Genomic DNA, 20,536 nt, shown 5'->3' with positions numbered 1-20,536 from the left:
ATCAACTTTATAATCTATTTATTTACCGTCTCATCCAAAAGTTTCTGATAGTTGTCATTTGCAGTCTTCATAAGAGACGCAACATCTGCATTCTTATCTGTAATAACTGCTTGGAGGACTTTGGTAAGTTCAGCATACAAATCCTGTGCGGATCCCGGTTCTTCCAGGCGAAGATTACCCTCTTTCTTTAATATGGCAAAATAATCATTGTACAGGTTCATGTCAACATTACTATATTCTTCCGTTACTGCCTTTTCTGCTGCAAGGACTTTTTCATCTACCCAACAAGGAAAACGGGGAATAACGGGAACATTATTATCAATTTTATTCTGATTATCAGCCTTCATACCTGCAATGGCGTCTTCAGTTGCTACAGGTGCTTTACCCATAATTTCAAGATAATCAAGGGCAGCATTTATCTGTTCCGGTGTAGCATCTTTTGAGAACATATATGGAGTACCGCCGGATAAGGAATACTGTCCGCCAGGACCTGCCGGAAGAGGTATTAAAGCAAGTTTTTCAGCAGGAAGTTCGTTTACCTGGGTAGGTTGGTTCACCGCATCATTTGCGGCTATGTACATGGCAGCCGTACCGGTTCCTAAGTTTGCAAAACCAGTTGACCAGTCTTCATTAGTAGGATCAGGAGTAAGAATATCATATTCCCATTTTAAAGACTTTACAAATTCCATTGCCGCAATGGCTTCCGGAGTATTTACATTTGCTATAAATTTATCATCTTTAACAAGGGTTAAGGTTGCTCCAAAATCCCAGGCAATATTGCTAAAATGCCAGCCACCTGCATTATCTTTTGCTAAAAGGCAAAGGCCTGCCTGACCTGTCTTATCTTTAATGGTTTTTCCTATCTGAGCAAGTTCTTCCCATGTCTTTGGATATTGGGGGTATCCATTCTCATCTACTAAACCAGCTTCTTCAAAAAGCTCAATATTAACCATAAGTCCAAGTGCATATCCATCACGTGGAATTCCATAAATTCTTCCGTCTTTTGATAACAATTCGCGAATGGAAGGGTTCATTGCTGTATCCCAACCTCTTGCTTTTAATTCATCGGTAATATCTGCTACAAAACCGCCGTTAATTAATTTCTGAGGTTCCGTATACCATGTTTCGAAAATAGTGGGCAGATTACCTGACTCTGCAAGTGAAACAAAAGTATCTGTTGCATATTTGTAATAAGCAGGTACTACCTCAATGTTTGGATTTTTGTTGTTTAAAGTCTTTACATAACCTTCATGAACTTTAATATCATCTGTTAAAGTATCTTCCGGCCAAATACCAAGTTTTAACTGAATCTTTTCAACAGGACCTTCTGTGGCCGCTGCCTGAGTGGGATTAACTGTATCTGTTGTGGGAGGTGTTGTTTGTTCGGCATTAGTTTCATCTACTTTATTATCCTTCTTGCAGCCCAGCAGCATAGTAACGGTCAGCAAAAAACATAACAGTAAGCCAATAAGTTTTTTTGCTTTTTTCATAAATTTTCCCCTTCCTTATAAAAGAATATTATATAGTTTTACGTTAAACTAAACCTGTACTTTTTTCGTGTATTGTTCATTTAACGTTAAACCTATTATAGCATTTACATATTTTGTTGTCAATAGAAATTAATTTTTTATTGGTAATTTTTAAGCTGTTAGTTGCAATGCATCTTTAATTATTCTTTACCTTTTCATGCCAAATACTGTATAATGGCATTAGATGCTTAAGTTACTATTATTGTAATTTATGAATTTAAGATTGTGGAAAGTTAATGTTAATGAACTGGGTTAAATATTTGGATTGACTACCGCTATATTTATGCTTCTTTTAAAATAACATTAATGCTGTTGAATGTAGATTTTAAGTAATGTGTTCCAAATCATATATAAATTAAGTATCAAATGATTAAAGGAGTATCAATATGAAAAAGTATAATATAATCTTTTTACTTACTATTGTATTATCAGTCTGTTTTTTCCTTGTAGCTTGTAACAAAGCTAATCAGTCCGGGAAGAATCCTAATACCTTAATTCCTGAAGAAGTCACAGAAGTAACCGTGAATCATATCCTTAGTGGTAACGAATCTGATTACACCATTGAGGGTACTGCATTAGAAAAACTAAAAATATGGGCTTCCAATCTGTCTATGAAACACAAAGTTTATAAAGACGGTTCATCACCGGGAGATGTTGATGGCGGGGAAGTTTATAGTTTCAACATGGGTAACAATTATACGGATTTTTCATACATCATTAACGGAGAAAATGATTGTCATATACTAATCGGTGATGAATGGTACGAGGTTTTAAATCCAACAGTCCCATTTGATGAAAGTGAATTGGAATCCTCTAGAAGCTCCATCCCAAAATGGACAAAGTAATTTTGGCTGCATAGGTTCGGAATATGCCTTTTACGATGACGGAATTATTGTTATGATAAATAGGGAATGGCAATTTTTTAGAAGTGAAAAAAGCAAACTTTCACTGGATGCAGTTACAGATTTAGCTCAAAAGAAAGACGTACATAGCTGTACAGAAAGTACAATCCTGCAAAGGTATAAACAGCTCCGCCGCCCTTGCAGGATTCTCTTTAATTTATAACCTGTATTATTAATTTTCAAATACCTTATGTGGATTTAAAATATTCTTCGGATCAAAAGCTTTCTTAATTCCTCTCATGATTTCTACTACCACCGGATCCATGGATTCTAAAAGATAAGATTTTTTCGCATATCCGATTCCATGTTCACCGGATACCTGGCCATTTAATTCCCTGGCTTTTTCATAAATGTTATCCATAGCCGCTTTCATCTTCTGCTCCCATTCTTCGTTGCTTAAATCATCCTTTAAGATATAGGCGTGGAGATTGCCATCTCCTGCATGACCAAAACTTTTAATCCGGATATCTACTTTTTCATGAAGGTTATGAATATATTCCACCATCTCATTCACAGAGCTTCTCGGAACAACAACATCCACTTCATCCATATAAGTAGTGGAGCCTTTAATAGCCTCTAAGAATGCACCTCTTGCCTTCCAAATAGATTCTTCTCTCTCTTCCGTATCGGAAATTAGAATATCTATTGCTCCTTGTTCTAAACAGATTTGCGCTATTCCTTCATAGGCTTTTTCTATTTCTTCTACAGAATTGCCATCAAATTTTAATAACAGATAGGCATCGGCAGAATTATCAGGGAATTTTTTACCCAAATATTTTTCTGCATCCATGATTACTTCCCGCTGCATAAACTCAATAGCGGTGGGAATGGACTTTGATTTTATAATTAATGGTACGGTTCTTATGGCCTGCTCCAAACTTGGATATGGTATTAATAAACTGATGGCTTTTTGAGGCAAGGGTAATAATTTTAATACTGCTTTCGTAATAATTCCAAGTGTTCCTTCGGAACCTACCATTAAATCCTTTAAAGCATAGCCGGTACTGTTTTTTACAACCTTTCCGCCAAAGGTTGTAATATCTCCATTGGGCAATACTACTTCAAGTCCACGGACATAATCCCTGGTAACTCCGTATTTAACCGCTCTCATTCCACCTGCATTGGTGCTGATATTACCACCTATGGTTGCGGACTTTTCCCCTGGATCCGGGGGATAAAATAAATCTCTCTCTTCTACGTAAGCTGCCAGGTCCATTAATAATACGCCTGGCTCTACAGTGATAGTAAGATTATCTTCGTCCAGTTCCAGTACATGATTCATTAAACCAGTTTCTAACATAATACCATGTTCCATGGCTACAGAAGAGCCTACCAGGCCGGTTCCTGCCCCACGGGGAGTTACGGGAATCCTACGCTCATAAGCGTACTTCATAATTGCAGCAACTTCTTCTGCTGAGGTTACCCTTACCACTACATCCGGGTAACTTTCCGTACCACTTAATTCGTCGTGGCTGTATTCTTCATTGATATTTTCACCATAGAGTACACGTTCTTTGTCTCCAATAATACTTTCTATGTATTCTATATCTGTTTGATCCAATCTTTTATAATTCACAGTTAAGCCCCCTTATTTGCCTTTAATTTATCAATTAATTCTGGTATGATTTCATATAAATCTCCTACCAAACAGTCATTTGCTACTTTAAAGATTGGAGCTTTCTCATCTTTATTAATAGCTATAATATGTTCGGAATGATTCATACCTGCCACAAACTGAATGGCACCGGATACACCACAGGTGATAATAAGTTTTGGCCGGACTGTTCTTCCACTTAATCCGATTTGTCGTTTTGCTTCCATCCATCCGGCTTCAGCCATCGGTCTGGTACAAGCAATCTGACCTCCCAATAAATCAGCAAGTTCTTCAAGCATGGCAATATCTTCTTCCTTTTTCACACCACGGCCTGCAACCACCAGTACATCGGCTCCTTCAATAAATTCTTCTTTTTCTTTCTTTATGATATCCAGTACTTCTACATTGTTTTTTAATAATTTGGAATCTATATTGCAGAATAGGATTTCACCGGATTCCTCTTTTTTTCTCTTGGGAGCATCCATAACTTTATAACGTACGGTTGCCATCTGTGGCCTGTGGTTTGGAGTTAAGATCTGTGCCATTATGTTACCGCCAAAAGCAGGGCGGATTTGTATCAGGTCAGTATCCTCATTCATATCCAGTATTGTACAATCTGCTGTTAGACCAGTTTGAAGCCTTGCCGCTACCCGAGGTGCTAGCTGACGGCCTACGGTAGTTGCACCTACTAAGATAGCCGTTGGTTTAATATTTTCAATAAAATCTTTAAAAACTGCCGTATAAGGCTCTATCTTAAAACGGTCTAACTCTTTAAAATCATATACAAATATTTTATCAATGCCATAATGAAGAAGTTCCTTACATTTCTCTTTTATATTACTTCCCATCATAATGGCATACACAGGATGATGAATCTTACTGGCAAGTTCTTTTGCTTTACCGATTAATTCATAAGTAACAGGATGAATGTCCCCATCTATATGGTCCACATAAACAGCGATACCTTTCCATAAAGATTTATCTACTGCTTCTACCTTCTCTTCCACATAAGTTGCAGCACCTTCCGGTCCTTTTTTCACACACAATTTACACATCTTACAGGCAGCATTTACTCTGACTTCCCCCTCTGCTTCTTCTAAAGCACCAAAAGGACAGATGCTGATAAATTCTTTTATATTATCAATTTTACTTTGATTAATAATAAGTTTAGCCATGTTCTTACTCCTCCTATACCAGTTTTAATTCTTCCAGTTTATCGTAAAGCCGGTTAGCCAGTTCTGAACCATTGCCTTTCCATATTACCTGACCGGAATTCACTTCTGGTGGGAAGATGCGCTGTACTTGTGTTGGCGAGCCATTTAGTCCATAATGTTTTTCATTCTTGTCCTCCAGATCATCAAAAGTAATAACTGTGATTTCACGGTCTTTGGAGGCTTGCTTTTTCAAATAGGAAGGCAGCCTTGGGGTAAATATATCTTTATCCACTGATAAAAGACAAGGAAATGTAACTTTGGCTATTTCTATGTCCTCGGTCATATCCATTTCCACAACAATAGAATTATCTGCTATTTCTTTTATTTTACACACATTGGAGACACTTGGAATCTGCAGCAATTCTGCTACTTCTGGCCCTACTTGTGCTGTATCTCCATCTGTTGTTTGTTTACCGCAAAGGATTAAATCAAACTGACCTAATTTTTTAATCCCTTGTGATATGGTATAACTGGTTGCCAACACGTCAGCTCCGCCAAATTTCCGGTCTGAAATAATTGCTCCTTTATCAGCTCCCATAGAGAAAGCTTCCCTTATAATACTAATAGCCTGATTAGGTCCCATAGTTACAACGGTTATGGTACCTCCTTTTTCTTCACGAATCCTTAGCGCAGTTTCAATTGCATATAAATCATAAGGATTCATCTTAGAGCTTACACCATTTCTTTTTAGTACACCGGTAACGGGATCCACTTCAACTTTGTTGGTTTCAGGAACTTGTTTAATACAAACTAAAATATTCACAGATCTACTCCTTTCAAAATTGGTACTACCACTTATAGTAAAATATAAAGTGGCAGCTAATTGGTAGTACCACTTGTTATTCTTATTATATAATTAATTTAATAATGCGTCAATAAGCTACTGGTAAATATACAATATTTATTGAATTTTTCATATCATCTTTATTCATATTACATAATAATAAAAAACCCTTCCGATTCAATCAGTAATCCGGATATGATAATTCTTCTTTCAATATGTAAGAATTATAAATTCTTACTTACCAAATTTCTTTAACTTATCATCAATTAATGCAAAGTGTTTATATATTGATTTTCTGCCCAGTTCCTTGTCTTTTGTCAGCAGACTCTTCACCATTCCCTTATGGGCTTCATATAAGCCATCCCTGCTGTCTTCACTGCTTAATATTTCTCTTCTTAAATCCAGAATAAACTGATCCACTATGGTGGACAAAGCTTGCAGTATGTTTAGAATCAGTACATTTTTAGATGCCACGGCGATACTGTAATGTAGTTTTTTATCCAGAATCACATTATTTTCTTCTGTTACGTTCTCCAGTTGGGATATAATCTGCTCCATCTGCTTTAGCTCCGGTTCTGTTATATGGTCTATGGCTAACATTAACGCTTGCATTTCCAGTCCAAGTCTTAATTGGCTGATTTGCTCATAATTAATCTGATTCAGTAAGAACATCATTGACATAGACTCTACCAAATTATTTTCAAAGTTTCCTTGGACATAATTACCGGCACCATGCTGGCTGGATATTACCCCCATAATATCTAAAGTACGGACCGCTTCACGTACGGAATTACGGCTGACTCCCAATGTTTCAGATAGCTCTCTCTCAGCAGGCAGTTTATCACCTGTTTTTAGCTGACCCGCCATAATCTGATGTTTAATATAATCAACTACTTTGGTATAGGACTTTTTCTGTAACTCTTTTTCTTCCATAAATTCCTCCTGTAAGATTTATCACTATTACGGTAAATTGCAAGTAAAAAATATAGCTCTCACTAGAAATTAATTTGATTTCTGCTATTATATAAAGTTTTATAGCCAAAATGTAAAGAACAGAATACGGTTAAACAAACAGAGGTACATATGGCAATCATAATGGATATCTGATATAAAATAGCAGTGGTGGGAAGTGTACCGGATAAAATCTGGCCAGTCATCATTCCAGGCAATGATACGATTCCCATCCCAACCATTGAGTTCATGGTTGGTAGTAAAGCTGTTTCAACAGCATCATTTACATATGGAAGAAGTATCTTTTTAGGGGTTGCCCCCAGATTTAAAAGAGTTTCTATTTTTGTTCTCTGGGACCGGATATTTTCATTAAAGGTTTTAAGCCCCAGTGTTACACCTGTCATAGAATTACCCATAATCATACCGGCTAAGGGAATGGTATATTGAGGATTGAATATACTTTTACCAACTACCACTATAACAAAATAAGAAAGGATGAATATCCCTGAACCTGCAAGGGATATGGAAACAGCCCATTTAAATTTGGAATTCAATCCTTTATTCTTATTAATAACCCTCTTTATGGAGAATGCAACCATGGCTATAATATAAAAGACAACAAAAACAGGATGTGGATTCTTAAAGATATAAGTCAGGATTAGACCCGCCAGAACCAACTGTACTGTCATTCTCAAACTGGCTATGATCAGGAATCTGCTTTGATTTATCCTGGACTTTTTCATGATAGCTAGTACTATGATAAGCAGCAGATAAACCAAACTGAATTGTAAAATATTTAACTGAACAGCTCCCTGCATTAGTCCACACCCCTTTCTATTAAAATAATTTCTTCTGCAAATTTATCTGTTATTTTAGGATCATGGCTTACTATAATTACTGTGATTCCTTTATCTTTTGCAAATGCTATAAGATTCTCTATTACATCATTACTATTTTCTTTATCTAAAGCAGAAGTTGGTTCATCCAGCATAATAACCTTTGGCAGGAAAGATAAATAGATAGCAATGTATACCCTCTGCTTTTCACCCCCTGACATAGTGGTACAATCTTTATCCAAAGAAAAGGGTATGCAACATAATTTTAGAAATTCTTTCATAACTTCCTCAGAAGGGGCAGGCATATCACGGTAACGATAGAATTCTTTAAAATTATCTTCAATACAGCCATCGAATAAATAAACAGCCTGGCTGATCAGCAGTACTTCTTTCCGCAAAGTAATGGTGTCCATTTGAGAAATATCCCGGTCATGATAATATATGGTTCCATTGCTTGGAGGTAAGGTACCGTTAAATAATTTTAATAAGGTGGATTTACCGGAACCGCTTTTTCCAACGATAAAGCTTACTTTTCCTTCTTTGATCTGAATATCTTTATATTTAATTATCTGATTAAAGCTTAAATTCTTTGTTTCAAATAGAATCCCGTCCAATTGGTTATTCTCCTCTTTTTTCTATTCTATATTTTATATATTACTCATTATGTTCATTATAATAATTGTAAGCCCTAATTTCAATTATTATAATCTAATTCTGAAACATAACCGTAATACTGCTTTCTTTACTTTTAAAGAAACATATTTTACTAATTAATTTGAAATGTTGAGAGATTTTTTTACTAGGGAAATTCTATAAGATAAAAAGAAGTCCATTATGAACTTCCACTGCTGAATAAGCAATGAGGTTGTTATAATAAGACTTCCTTATAGCTTTATACATATTTCACCACATAATTCATTTGTAGTAATTCCTTTTTTATTTTAATTTGTACATCTTCATAATCTGATCCAAACAGTAATTAAAATCTCTCTCTGCTACTGTTTTTGAAACTCTGATAGGGAATTTGGTATATATTTCTCCATTAATCCAGATATTAATATATCCTACCGCACTTCCTTTATAAATTGGTGCTTTTACCACTTCGGGCATATCATAAGTATAGTCAATCTTGTCACTTTTACTTACCAGAAGACCTAAATCCCCTTCCACATAAGTATCGGTAGTGCTTTCTATTCCATTCTCCACCATAATGGTTTGAAAATCATCTGTACCTTCAAATATAGTTTTATAATCAAAATTATCTAAGCCATAATTCATTAATTTGGTGGTATCACTCCACTTATAGCTCTTATTTGGAGGCCAGCCGCTTCCCAATACTGCAGAAACAAGTGTCTTATTATTCCTTTTCACTGCACCTACAAAGCAATAACCAGCTTTCCCTGTAAATCCGGTCTTTACACCTATAGCACCTTCAAATATGTATAAAAATCTATCCTTATTGCTTACCGCAAATTTTCTTCCCGTCTTCACTTCACTAAAGTTCCATATAGGTTCGTTAGTAATCTTAATAAATTGTTCATTTTTTATAGCATAACTAGCTATTTTTGATAATTCTACTGCCGTAGTATAGTGCCCATTTGCATCTAACCCATTGGGTGTTACAAAATGGGTATTTTTACAGCCTATTTCTTTTGCCTTATCATTCATCATTTTTGCAAAGCCCTGTACGGAACCTCCTATGTGTTCTGCAATGGCTACCGCCACATCATTATGAGATTCCAACATAAGGGAATATAATAAATCCTTTAATATGTACTGCTCCCCTTCCCTGATACCAAGTTTAACCGCCGGCCTGGTGGAAGCATATTTTGAAACTGTTACAACATCCTCCAGATTCCCCTTTTCTAGTGCGACTATGCAAGTCATTATTTTGGTAGTACTGGCCATAGGCAATGGATCATTTCCCTTTTTCTCATACAAAACCCTGCCGCTGTCTGCATCCATTAAGGCAGAGCCTATGGCATGTAATTTCATGTTAGGATATTCTACAGGAGTAGACTCAGGAACTGTATCTTTAGAATCCTTTACTGTAATATTCTTATCATCTATTCCTTTTATCTTTACTTCTTCTGCTTTTACTTGGTTCTGTATGTTTTTATATTCCTGGTCCAGTTTATTGCCCAACGCTTTATAATGAGTGAATGAGGCAAAATATAGAATAAACATTGTAACTACTATGGGAAGAATTTTCTTTTTCAAAGCATGTTACCCTATTATATATACTTATTTTTATTTTATAAATATTTTAGAATAATATGCTTAGAAAATATAAGGTTATTTTTATTTCTAAATTACTCTGGAAATTCATCGGTAAAAATTCTTGAATATATCTCTCCTGCTATGTTATGAAAGTCTGGAAGGAAATCCCACAATTACACCCAGACACCTATGTTCAATTATGGCGTTCTATCATTTTTTAGTATAATAATATGTTTTGGGAGATTTTAAAATAGAATCTCCCTTCCGGTTACATTTGTCTTCATTTCTCTTGCGTAATCTATAACTTTTTGAAATTCCGTGGTATCATATTTCCAACCAAAATACTCGGCCACTTTTACAGCTACTTTATTGAAAAAATCATATTGCAGGAATAACTTTTCCCAAATGGCTTCATAACCGCCCTCTGGAAAGAGAGCCATAAAATTCTGCATTTCTTCTTTACTTAAAAATCTTTTTAGATATTTGGAACATTTTCCTGTAGATATAGAAAAATCATGATCCATTGCTATACTCCAATTTAACATTTTAAGTAACATAGGCATTTGATAATCTTCCATATGTATTTTGGCATACAGGAACTCTTCACGGCATAATCCCTTTGCAACATAAAGTGATAACCACCAAAATTCATTACAGCAATCATGAAATTCTTTTTCACCAGGTGGCGTTATGTTGTATATTGAAGTTGAAGTTATATCATATAATTCCTCCCGATTATCTTTATTTAGCAATATCTTTCTCGGTTCTTTATTATCCCTTACCCAAGTTATGTTCCCGGTATCCACCAAAGTCAGATCAATTCGGTTACCGTCTGTAAATTGCATCAGATAATGAAAATTTTCCTTTCCGCTGTAATCATAGGGTTCATTATACCAATCATCCGGAGTCTGCATAATTAGGATTTCACCAAAGACTTTATACCATTCTTTATCATTGGTAAAAGATTGTATGTTTTCCACCAGATACACAATATCATAATCACAGTATTCATCCTTTGTTGCATCAGAATCTGCCCGGGAACCGTTTAGAAAGACACCGCGAATTCGAAAATCTTCTTTTGCTATTTTTAATATTTTATCTAACATGGAAATCTCCTATACTATTTTATTAAATTCATGTATTGGTTTTACTATAATGATTAGATTTATTATACTATAATTAGCAGGAATATCCTACTATATGCTTTAACATAAGTAAAACAACAATCAAATTACTCTATTTAGCCAACTGACAGGACTTTAGAAAACAGGATGCTTCAGCATTTCTTTAAAAATGTCGAAGCATCCTAATATTTTTCTTCCATTAATTAAATCCATATAATAATTTAGTATTACTTACATTTCCTTCTGTGCCACCGATAACATTAATTTAATCCGATTCAGCTGGTTTACATTTGAGATTCCGGGATCATAATCAATGGGCATAATATTGGCATTCGGATACTTTTCTTTTACTGATTTAAACATGCCCCGGCCGGTTATGTGATTGGGCAGGCAAGCCAATGGCTGGACACAAAGAATATTGTTTATTCCATTCTCCATACACTCCATCATCTCTGCGGTAATAAGCCACCCTTCTCCTGTATGATTTCCCAAAGATAATACAGAAGTAGCCAGTTCTGCCAACTGGTGAATAGAAGAAGGTGCCATAAACCTCTTACTCTTCTCCAGTTCCGCTTTCATTACCTTTCGGTAATAACTTAAATACGCAATCCCTATTTTACCAAAATCTTTTTTTAACCTGGTTCCTCCAAGATATTTGTGTTGAAAATCGGAATTATAGAGAGAATAAAAGAAGAAATCTAATAGATCTGGTAGCACAACTTCTGCACCGCCTTCTTCTAATGCCCGGATAATTCCATTATTAGCAACAGGATGGTATTTAGCCAGGATTTCTCCCACAATTGCCACCTTTGGCTTCTTAATATTTATTACCTCAAGCTGGTCAAACTCACTGATAATTGCTTTAACATTCTTATGAAAGGTCTTTCTGTCTCCATTTCTTAAATTTTCTTTTGCCTTCTCATTCCATTCTTTATACAAAGCTTCTGTGGAACCGGGAACTTTTTCGTAAGGTCTTGTTCCGTATATAACACGCATAAATAAATCACCATACAAAACTGCCATAATTAATTTGTTTAACATCCCCGGACTTATCTTAAATCCCGGCTGTTCCCCAAGTCCTACTGCATTCAGGGATATTAACGGAACATTTTCAAATCCCGCCTGCTTCAGCCCCAGTTTTAAAAATGCCATATAATTAGTTGCCCTGCATCCCCCTCCTGTCTGAGTTATCATAACAGAAGTATGATTGATATCGTATTTACCTGACTTTAATCCTTGGATAATCTGTCCCACCAAAAGGATGGCAGGATAACAAGCATCGTTATTTACATACTTTAATCCCATGTCTAAAGCAGCCTGATCAACTTCCGGTAATATTTCCAAATGATATTTGCTTGCCCTTACCGCTTCTTGTACTAATTCAAAATGAATAGGGGCCATCTGGGGTGCCAATATGGTATTCGTCTTTCTCTTATCTTTTGTGAATATTGGGTAGTCATAAGTAATTTTCAGCTTTTTCGCCTGGTATGCTTTTCTTTCTCTTTCTTCTATGGCAGCTTTCAAAGAACGAATTCTTATTTTGGCTGCACCTAAATTATTTCCCTCATCAATTTTTAACATGGTATACATTTTCCCCCCAGAGGCAAGGATTTCTGCTATTTGGTCACTGGTTACGGAGTCCAGGCCGCAGCCAAAGGAATTTAGCTGTATCAGATCCAGGCAGTCTTCCTGAGCAACCAAAGCAGCTGCACGGTATAATCTGGAGTTATATGCCCACTGATCCACCACACGCAATTCCTGATTGCAATTTTTCAGATGGGATATACTGTCTTCTGTTAATACTGCCAGGTCAAAGGATGTTATAAGCTGAGGTATTCCATGATTGATCTCTGAATCCACATGATAGGGCTTTCCACATAACACAATACCTTTTTTATTATGCTTCCTTAAAAAATGAAGTACTTCTTCTCCTTTTTTCTGAATGTCCCTTTTATACCGCTCCAACTCTTTTCTGGCTTCCCTTACCGCTTTTTTTGCTTCTTCTAAGGTAACCTGATACTCTTTGAATTCTTCATAAATTCTGCGAACCAGCAAAGAATCATTATCCAAAGATAAGAAGGGAGCAATAAATTTAATTTCCTTTAACCGGTCTATATTATTCCTTACAACTTCCGCATAAGAGATAACAATAGGACAATTAAAATGGTTGTCCACATTCTTATATTCTTTCTTCTCATATACAATAGAGGGATAAAATATAGTGGTAATTCCCTTTTCAAGTAAATTAATAATATGACCGTGGCTTAATTTGGCGGGATAACATACCGCCTCAGAAGGAATAGTTTCCAGTCCTTTTTCGTATAATTTCTTGCTTGACTGAGCAGATACCACCACTCGAAAACCCAATTCCGTCAGCAGTGTGAACCAAAAGGGATAATTATCATACATATTCAAGACTCTTGGAATTCCTATAGCTCCACGTTTTGCCTTTTCTATAGGTATAGGCTTATAGTCAAAGGTTCTGTTATATTTGAAGGCATAAAGGTTTGGCATCTTAGAGAGTTTATCTTCCTCTAAACCAAGTCCTCTTTCGCACCGGTTACCCGTTATAAAAGTTTCCCCGTTGGAAAATGCATTTACGGTAAGCAGGCAGTGATTTCCGCATTTAGCACAACGATTGTATGAGGTATTGCCTGAAAAATTTGATAGGGTCTCTCCTTGTAAAAGAGTTGATTCATCCCCCTCCTGATATCTTTCTCTTGCAATGAGCGCTGCTCCAAAGGCCCCCATAAGACCTGCTATATCAGGTCTTATAACTTCCCGTCCGGATATCAGTTCAAAACTCCGCAGAACCGAATCATTATAAAAGGTTCCTCCCTGTACAATGATATTTTCGCCCATGTCTTTTTCATCACGTATTTTTATTACTTTAAATAGTGCATTCTTAATAACCGAATAGGACAGTCCCGCCGATATATCACCAACCTCTGCCCCTTCCTTCTGTGCCTGTTTTACTTTAGAATTCATAAATACGGTACACTTTGTTCCCAAATCTACCGGAGCTTTTGCAAATATTCCTTCCTTTGCAAAGTCTTCTACTTTCATATTCAAGGAATTGGCAAACCCTTCAATAAAGGAGCCGCAACCGGAGGAACATGCCTCGTTAAGCAGAATGCTGTCAATAGTACCATTTTTAATACGTAAGCATTTCATATCTTGTCCGCCAATATCCAAGATGAAATCCACACCGGGAAGAAAATGTTCCGCTGCTTTATAATGTGCAATGGTTTCTATTTCCCCAATGTCTACATGAAATGCTGCCTTCAAAAGATTTTCTCCATAACCGGTAACAGTACTTTTAGCAATGGTTACACCTTGGGGGAGAATTTGAAATAATTCTTTTAAAACCTTAACCACTTTTTGAATGGGGTCTCCTTCGTTGCTTCCATAATAAGTGTACAGAAGTTCCCCTTTTTGTCCGATTAGTACAACTTTAGTTGTAGTAGAGCCAGCGTCGATTCCCAGATAGCTTTTACCTTTATATTCCGATAGCTTTTGCTTTTTTACTGTAGCTTTGTCATGCCTTGTTCTAAATTGTTCGTACTGGGCTTCATTTTCAAATAAGGGCGGAAGCTTTCTCACATCATCATCCTTAATATCCGCAATAAGCCAGATCTTATCTATAATTTCTTTTAAAGAAAATATTTGATTGTGTTTTAATAAGCTAAAATTTATTTTTTCATTGGCTTTATCCCTTTCCCCTGTGTCTCTGCCTTTTTCATTTTCTTCATTTTCAGGCATGGTTCTTGTAGAAGGATTGTAAGAGCTTCTCTCTATCTTTTCACCAGATAACAAAGCCGCGCCAATAGCCGGATAATATATAGAGTTCTCCGGTATAATTACATCATCTTCTGTCAGTCCCAAGCTTTCTCTAAATCTTTCTCTAAGTTCAGATAAGAAGTAAAGAGGGCCTCCTAAAAAAGCTATCTTTCCCCGAATGGGCTTACCGCAAGCCAGTCCCCCTATAGTCTGATTTACAACTGCCTGAAGTATGGAAGCAGCTATGTCGGATTTATTAGCACCATCATTTAATAAAGGCTGTACATCTGTTTTTGCAAATACACCGCATCTTGAGGCAATTGGATAAATGACTTTATGTTTTTTAGCATACTTATTTAATCCCGATGCATCTGTATTCAATAGTACCGCCATCTGATCTATGAATGCTCCTGTACCGCCTGCACAGCTGTTATTCATCCGTTGTTCTATTCCGCCGGCTAAGTAGGTAATCTTTGCATCTTCTCCACCTAGCTCTATTACAACATCCGTCTCAGGTATCATAGTTTTTGTTGCCTTGGTACAAGCAATCACTTCCTGTTCAAAGTTTATATTTAACCAATTAGAAACAGACAGTCCGCCCGAACCTGTAATATTAATCGTACAATGAATGTCACCTAATATTTCATAACATGAATTCATAATACTGATTATAGTACTTTTAATATCTGATAAATGTCTTTTATATTCACTATAGATAATGTTATTGTCCTCATTAAGAACCACTATTTTTACCGTTGTTGATCCAATGTCTAAACCAATTTTATAAGGATTCATAATCTTAGTTTCTCCTCTTCCTGCTTCTCTTTATGACTGCTATAAAAGTCCCGTTATATCTTTCTAAACCTTAAGATTATTGTAATCTGGCCTTAATAAAATATCATTCTAAGACTTAAATAAATGTTATTCTATGTCTTTGGAAAATGTTTTTCCGGGCCTTAAGGCGAAGGATCTCATAAAAAGATTCCATATCTAACTATTATGTTCCGGATTCCTTGAATCATACAGTTCTTCCAATAATTTTATATTATGTTAAATAAAAAAACGTCTGTTCTGCCTAAATAACAGTACAAACGTTTTTTTAATGGAGGTTAGAGAATGAATGAAAGAAAATAATATACCTGTTGAAACTTATATGCACGTAGTGACATTCGACCTATGAGAATTCGTTTAGAAAATAAGGACATCCTAAGAATTAACTAGATGAAGGGCCTGATAGTCAAACCATTTGATACTATCAATCCGTTTCATTAATAGTGTCCGGTGGTAGATATAATTTTAACAGCTTTGACGGATTGATCATCGATATCATATCCATTCAAGAACTAATCCCACACCTGTTTCCTCTATGTTCAGGTCTTGTAAAAAACTTGCCTTCACTTTAAAGGATGTACAATGGCAGGGATAAAGATAAGGGATGTTCTGTTTCTTTAAATATTCCCTTGTCTTTTCCACTTGTTCATTTACATCAAATAAATGAAAACCTCCGATAATACCTGCTACCTTATCTTTTTTAGTTACCTTTTTACTATACTCAATAATGTTACAAATCCCTGCATGTGAACATCCTGTAATAATATAAATCCCTTCTTCTCCAGTAAAAACAAGGGCAGAATCATCCAATACATAGTCTTCTACAAGTCCCTCTTCAGAGTTTCTTATACCAACGGGAGCCTTTGCCTCATAATCCATAACTCTTGGTATTTCACCAAGAAATATTAGTTTCTCCGTAATATAAAAAGGTGTTCTGGTTGTAACTACCCTGTTATTTTTACCTATTTCCTCTAAAGAAAGGGGAGAGGAAATAAGAATATCATCCATCCTTTTCTCTTCAAAGGTATGGGGATGGGCGATTATAGTCAGATCTTCATTGTTTTCATACTCTTTAAGAAGGTGGGACAGACCTCCTGTATGGTCATTATGACCGTGGGACAATACCAGATAATGAAGTTTTGCTAAATCAATATCCATACTTGCTGCGTTTTTTATAAATACATCGGAATATCCCGTATCAAATAAAATCCTTTTATCCCCATCCTCTAAATAATAAGAAACTGCCGGCTCACCTAAATAGTACTCATCAATATAGGTATTATTATCAACTAAAACTTTTAGTTTCATAAATTCACTCCTTGAACCCCGTATTGTATGAAACGGATACTGCTATTTAAAGCTGCCTTCATTCCTATGCCCCCATGTAAATATCTTTCTTTAGGGTCTTTACAGCTATATCGATTTCCTTCTATTTCTAACGATATCACATTATCCTGCACAGTAACATCTAAGGTATATTCTTTCTTATATTCTATGGAATAAGGTACCGTTAAAAGAATTTCTTCCTTTCTTTCAAAGATACTTCCAACCTTAATGCCGTCTTTTTCCATCCTTACAAAATAAGAACGTAAATTTCCCTGATTTCGAATGAATAAATCTCCTGCTCCCTCATAAAGGGCAAAGGTCAGACGACAGGTATAATTTCTCCAGTAATAATCACCGGTTAGAATATGCTCCTCACCTGTAAGAAGTATTCCGTCTTCCTGCCACTTGATGTTATTAAGGTGCTTATTATATTTTGTAAAACCCTGCACTTCTTTTTGAACTACACTATGCAAAGAATAATCATCCACCGGTATATCAGCCATGATCATGGAATAAGATGGATTAGCTTTTATAGTAAACTCATCCAGGTATACTACTACCTGTTCACCAAAGAAAGTGTCCTCTTGGTTTAAGGATACTATCTGTATTCCCACTTCTTTTACCAGACCGTTTAAAGCAGCAGGAATTCTTCCCTTTATTTCTTTCCAGCCGGGAGAATCCAACAGAACTTCACCAAATTGCAGTATCTTATCATTGCCTGCATCATAGCAGTATAGCTTTGCCTTTAGTTTTTGATCCGTTTTTAAATAGAGATATCCCTTAACTTCATCCCCCGGATATACAATGGGGCTAAAGGTAGGTTCGTATCTGGCGTCATGAAGATCTTTTGGCTCATAGTAGCTTTTTTGATACACAGATACAGTATTGTTAGGATGAAGATTATTAATCATTATTTTAAGGCTGCGCTTTCCTTCAAAAGCCGCCTCATCCGTATTTTGCAAGAATACCTCACTGTTTTTATAATCACCTTTAATACGAAATCCATGAAGGGCATCCATAAATTCAAAATGAGAAATTCTTGTTTGCTCCTGAGACAATTTTCTTTCATATTCTTTAAACATAGCAGGCATCTCTTCCCCTGCTATTTCATATCCTAGTTTGCAAAACAGCAGTGTATTTTCTGAAAGAGTGGAGATATTAAGACTTCCCACCATACTGGAAGCCAGCATAATATCCTTAATAGGTGTAATAAAACGTTTCGGTATACCCAATGGATTTTCCTCACTTTGTATTCCCGTTAACACACCCATAATAGCTCCTACATTACCGGCATTACAATCCGTATCAAAACCGCATAAATTAACCAATTCCATAGTCTTAAAAAAATCACCGCCGCCATAAATTAAAGACAGGGCTATAATACCTCCATTGGGTATCATATGACATACGCCTTTATACCGGTCAGACCAATATTCGTTTTTTAAGACTAAGAAAGCTTCTTCTGAAGAGCAGCCTTCTTCCTTACATAAAAGCATGCGCTCCACTACCTCTTTATAAGTAGAATCCTCCGGAATTTCCTTTAGGGCTTCTTTTATAATTTCAATAATATCTGTATGGGTATATGCCAGAGAAATACAGGCAGCAATAAATCTACCTCCGTACACCCCTTCCAAATCATGGGTTACTCTTGCGCTGTGTTCTGCAAGGTCACTTGCAACACTGGGATTTCCCGGAGCTAAAAATCCAAAACCGTCAATGAAAATCTGACCGCCGATTTGCTCTGCCAGTTCCTGCCCGTTGACGGCTATACTGCCTGACTCAGGGGCTTCTATACCTTTTAACAGGTTTTTATAAGCGGTATGTTCTGTGGATAATTCATTGCCCCACCAAAAAAATCCATGCTCATTGGCAATATAATTTAAAAAAGTATAGCCCATTTCTTTGGGAGAAACTTGGCTGTAATGTTCCAAGGCTCTGACAAAAAAGAGGGGACCATTACTGTCATCATCACAAGCAAAGTCATTATAATCCACTAAATAATCGGTGATATGCTTTCCATAAAGCTGCTCTATTTTTTCTTTGGAATATCCCTCAATAGGTGCTCCCATACGAATGCCAATCACCTTGCCAAGCCAGCCGGCATAGGTTTTTTCAATATAATTAGGAACCATTCCACGCCTCCTTCCATGATTTAAATCTTAAGCCAATGCTTTAGATAAAATTCTTTTTTCTCTAATTTCTTTTCTTCTTTTATTTGAAGTTCTTCTTTGCTTAATATATCAAGAATCGTTCCTGCCAATACATAGGCAGTATCTTCATACACATGTTTTTTATCTACAATTTCAAACTGATTGCTGTGTACATTTCCATAAATACCGGAAAATCCAAATTGAATCGTAGGTAATAAAAAGCTAATATCGCCTATATCACCGGAAGCTCCCGATACCACATTTTGAATAATTTCATCTTCATTGCATAAGTCAAGCATATTGGAATACACAACGTCATTTACTTTTTTGCTTTGATTTAGGGGCAGATATCCGTTTACATCAAGGATTTCACAGGTGGTTTCCAACGCTTTGGCACAGTGAGTAATGGCGTGGTTCACCTGCCTGTTAATCTCTAACAGATCCTTTTCTGTATTTGCTCTGATATAAGTCTCCATAACCGCATAATCGCAGATAATATTGGCTGTTTTTCCCCCTTCTTTTAAGATAGGGTATACTCTTGCGCCGGATTCTGTGGAGAAAGTATCTTTTAACATTTGAATGGCTGTTAAAGAAAGAGTTGCCGCCTGCAATGCATTTTTACCCAAATGGGGAATTACCCCCGCATGTGCTGCCAATCCTCTAAAAATAACTTCCTTACGTATAAATCCTGCCAAGGTAGAGTTAATATCAAACAACCCATGGGGATTTCTTTCATCCTTTCCCATTACATGGCAGGATAACACCATATCCACATCATCAAAAATTCCTTCGTATATCATATTCTGCTTACCGGAATAAAACTTTATTTTTCCTGCCTGTATTAGTTCTTCTCTGGAATCAATATCAATAAATTCTTCTGCTGGTGCGAATATAAAGCTGACACGACCTGTAAATTTTTCCAATACTTCACTTTTATGAAAGGCTGTAATCAAGTTTAAAAGAACCGCAATTTGAATGCTGTGACCACAGGAATGAAAAGGTGCCATAACTCCATCCATGCTGGTTAATAAAGCATCCATGTCTGCCACTACCCCTATATGATAGCCTGTATTCCCTCCTAAGGTAACTTTTACTCCATGAAGAGCAATATGATTGGTATAGGGAATACCTAATTCATCTAAATATTTACAGATACAATCTTCTGTGTACTTTTCAAAAAAACCCAATTCCGGGTGATTGAATAAATCTTCACCGATCTTATAAATACATTCCCTGTTTTCTTCTAAAATAGACAGCACTTCTGCTTTACATGACTCTATCATAGTATTCCTTTC

General features: G+C 36.1%; 14 protein-coding genes. 1 reads left to right on the top strand and 13 read right to left on the bottom strand.

Features of this window, described 5'->3' with window-relative positions; all coding sequences use genetic code 11:
- Positions 1-14 precede the first annotated feature (14 nt).
- The gene (locus tag BM183_RS00520; RefSeq protein ID WP_091683516.1) at positions 15-1,490 is read right to left on the bottom strand and encodes an ABC transporter substrate-binding protein; all 1,476 of its coding nucleotides are present in this window, start codon (positions 1,488-1,490) and stop codon (positions 15-17) included.
- Positions 1,491-1,915: 425 nt separating this feature from the next.
- On the opposite strand from BM183_RS00520, the gene BM183_RS00515 reads away from it, so the two are divergent.
- Entirely contained in the window at positions 1,916-2,374 is a 459-nt protein-coding gene (locus BM183_RS00515) for a hypothetical protein (protein ID WP_091683513.1), read from the top strand.
- 229 nt (positions 2,375-2,603) lie between these two features.
- On the opposite strand, the gene BM183_RS00510 is transcribed toward BM183_RS00515, so the two are convergent.
- From BM183_RS00510 to BM183_RS00450, 12 genes are all read right to left on the bottom strand, one after another.
- Positions 2,604-4,007, bottom strand: a complete 1,404-nt coding sequence (locus BM183_RS00510; protein ID WP_091683511.1) for an FAD-binding oxidoreductase — start codon at positions 4,005-4,007, stop codon at positions 2,604-2,606.
- 2 nt (positions 4,008-4,009) lie between these two features.
- Complete coding sequence (locus BM183_RS00505) at positions 4,010-5,200, bottom strand: electron transfer flavoprotein subunit alpha/FixB family protein (protein ID WP_091683509.1); 1,191 nt, start codon at positions 5,198-5,200, stop codon at positions 4,010-4,012.
- A gap of 13 nt (positions 5,201-5,213) precedes the next feature.
- Positions 5,214-6,002 carry an electron transfer flavoprotein subunit beta/FixA family protein gene (locus tag BM183_RS00500; protein ID WP_091683507.1) on the bottom strand — a complete coding sequence of 263 codons (789 nt, stop codon included), beginning with the start codon at positions 6,000-6,002 and terminating at the stop codon, positions 5,214-5,216.
- A gap of 255 nt (positions 6,003-6,257) precedes the next feature.
- The gene (locus BM183_RS00495) at positions 6,258-6,956 is read right to left on the bottom strand and encodes a FadR/GntR family transcriptional regulator (RefSeq protein WP_091683505.1); all 699 of its coding nucleotides are present in this window, start codon (positions 6,954-6,956) and stop codon (positions 6,258-6,260) included.
- 62 nt (positions 6,957-7,018) lie between these two features.
- On the bottom strand, positions 7,019-7,792 hold the full coding sequence (locus tag BM183_RS00490) for an ABC transporter permease (protein WP_091683503.1): 774 nt from the start codon (positions 7,790-7,792) through the stop codon (positions 7,019-7,021).
- Positions 7,792-8,424, bottom strand: coding sequence for an ABC transporter ATP-binding protein (locus BM183_RS00485; protein ID WP_242960778.1), 633 nt, complete (start codon positions 8,422-8,424; stop codon positions 7,792-7,794). Before BM183_RS00485 ends, BM183_RS00490 begins: the two co-directional genes overlap by 1 nt.
- Before the next feature lie 322 nt (positions 8,425-8,746).
- The gene (locus BM183_RS00480) at positions 8,747-10,030 is read right to left on the bottom strand and encodes a D-alanyl-D-alanine carboxypeptidase family protein (RefSeq protein ID WP_242960776.1); all 1,284 of its coding nucleotides are present in this window, start codon (positions 10,028-10,030) and stop codon (positions 8,747-8,749) included.
- 245 nt (positions 10,031-10,275) lie between these two features.
- Positions 10,276-11,136 carry an aminoglycoside 6-adenylyltransferase gene (locus tag BM183_RS00475; RefSeq protein WP_091683501.1) on the bottom strand — a complete coding sequence of 287 codons (861 nt, stop codon included), beginning with the start codon at positions 11,134-11,136 and terminating at the stop codon, positions 10,276-10,278.
- Between the two features lie 249 nt (positions 11,137-11,385).
- Positions 11,386-15,729, bottom strand: coding sequence for a 2-hydroxyacyl-CoA dehydratase (locus BM183_RS00470; protein ID WP_242960774.1), 4,344 nt, complete (start codon positions 15,727-15,729; stop codon positions 11,386-11,388).
- Positions 15,730-16,260: 531 nt separating this feature from the next.
- Entirely contained in the window at positions 16,261-17,073 is an 813-nt protein-coding gene (locus tag BM183_RS00460) for an MBL fold metallo-hydrolase (RefSeq protein ID WP_091683499.1), read from the bottom strand.
- Entirely contained in the window at positions 17,070-19,223 is a 2,154-nt protein-coding gene (locus BM183_RS00455) for an ADP-ribosylglycohydrolase family protein (RefSeq protein WP_091683497.1), read from the bottom strand. Before BM183_RS00455 ends, BM183_RS00460 begins: the two co-directional genes overlap by 4 nt.
- A 20-nt stretch (positions 19,224-19,243) precedes the next feature.
- On the bottom strand, positions 19,244-20,524 hold the full coding sequence (locus BM183_RS00450; RefSeq protein WP_091683495.1) for an amidohydrolase: 1,281 nt from the start codon (positions 20,522-20,524) through the stop codon (positions 19,244-19,246).
- Positions 20,525-20,536 lie beyond the last annotated feature (12 nt).

The organism is Anaerocolumna aminovalerica, from assembly GCF_900115365.1.
In the GTDB taxonomy this organism is placed as follows: Bacteria; Bacillota; Clostridia; order Lachnospirales; family Lachnospiraceae; genus Anaerocolumna; species Anaerocolumna aminovalerica.
The sequence above is the reverse complement of the archived record's forward strand: the minus strand, read 5'-3'. Positions and strand labels throughout refer to the sequence as shown.

Coding starts and splice junctions, on each gene's coding strand:
- BM183_RS00520 (WP_091683516.1), bottom strand. CDS start 1,490: ATGAAAAAAGCAAAAAAACTTATTGGCTTACTGTTATGTTTTTTGCTG.
- BM183_RS00515 (WP_091683513.1), top strand. CDS start 1,916: ATGAAAAAGTATAATATAATCTTTTTACTTACTATTGTATTATCAGTC.
- BM183_RS00505 (WP_091683509.1), bottom strand. CDS start 5,200: ATGGCTAAACTTATTATTAATCAAAGTAAAATTGATAATATAAAAGAA.
- BM183_RS00495 (WP_091683505.1), bottom strand. CDS start 6,956: ATGGAAGAAAAAGAGTTACAGAAAAAGTCCTATACCAAAGTAGTTGAT.
- BM183_RS00490 (WP_091683503.1), bottom strand. CDS start 7,792: ATGCAGGGAGCTGTTCAGTTAAATATTTTACAATTCAGTTTGGTTTAT.
- BM183_RS00475 (WP_091683501.1), bottom strand. CDS start 11,136: ATGTTAGATAAAATATTAAAAATAGCAAAAGAAGATTTTCGAATTCGC.
- BM183_RS00470 (WP_242960774.1), bottom strand. CDS start 15,729: ATGAATCCTTATAAAATTGGTTTAGACATTGGATCAACAACGGTAAAA.
- BM183_RS00460 (WP_091683499.1), bottom strand. CDS start 17,073: ATGAAACTAAAAGTTTTAGTTGATAATAATACCTATATTGATGAGTAC.
- BM183_RS00455 (WP_091683497.1), bottom strand. CDS start 19,223: ATGGTTCCTAATTATATTGAAAAAACCTATGCCGGCTGGCTTGGCAAG.
- BM183_RS00450 (WP_091683495.1), bottom strand. CDS start 20,524: ATGATAGAGTCATGTAAAGCAGAAGTGCTGTCTATTTTAGAAGAAAAC.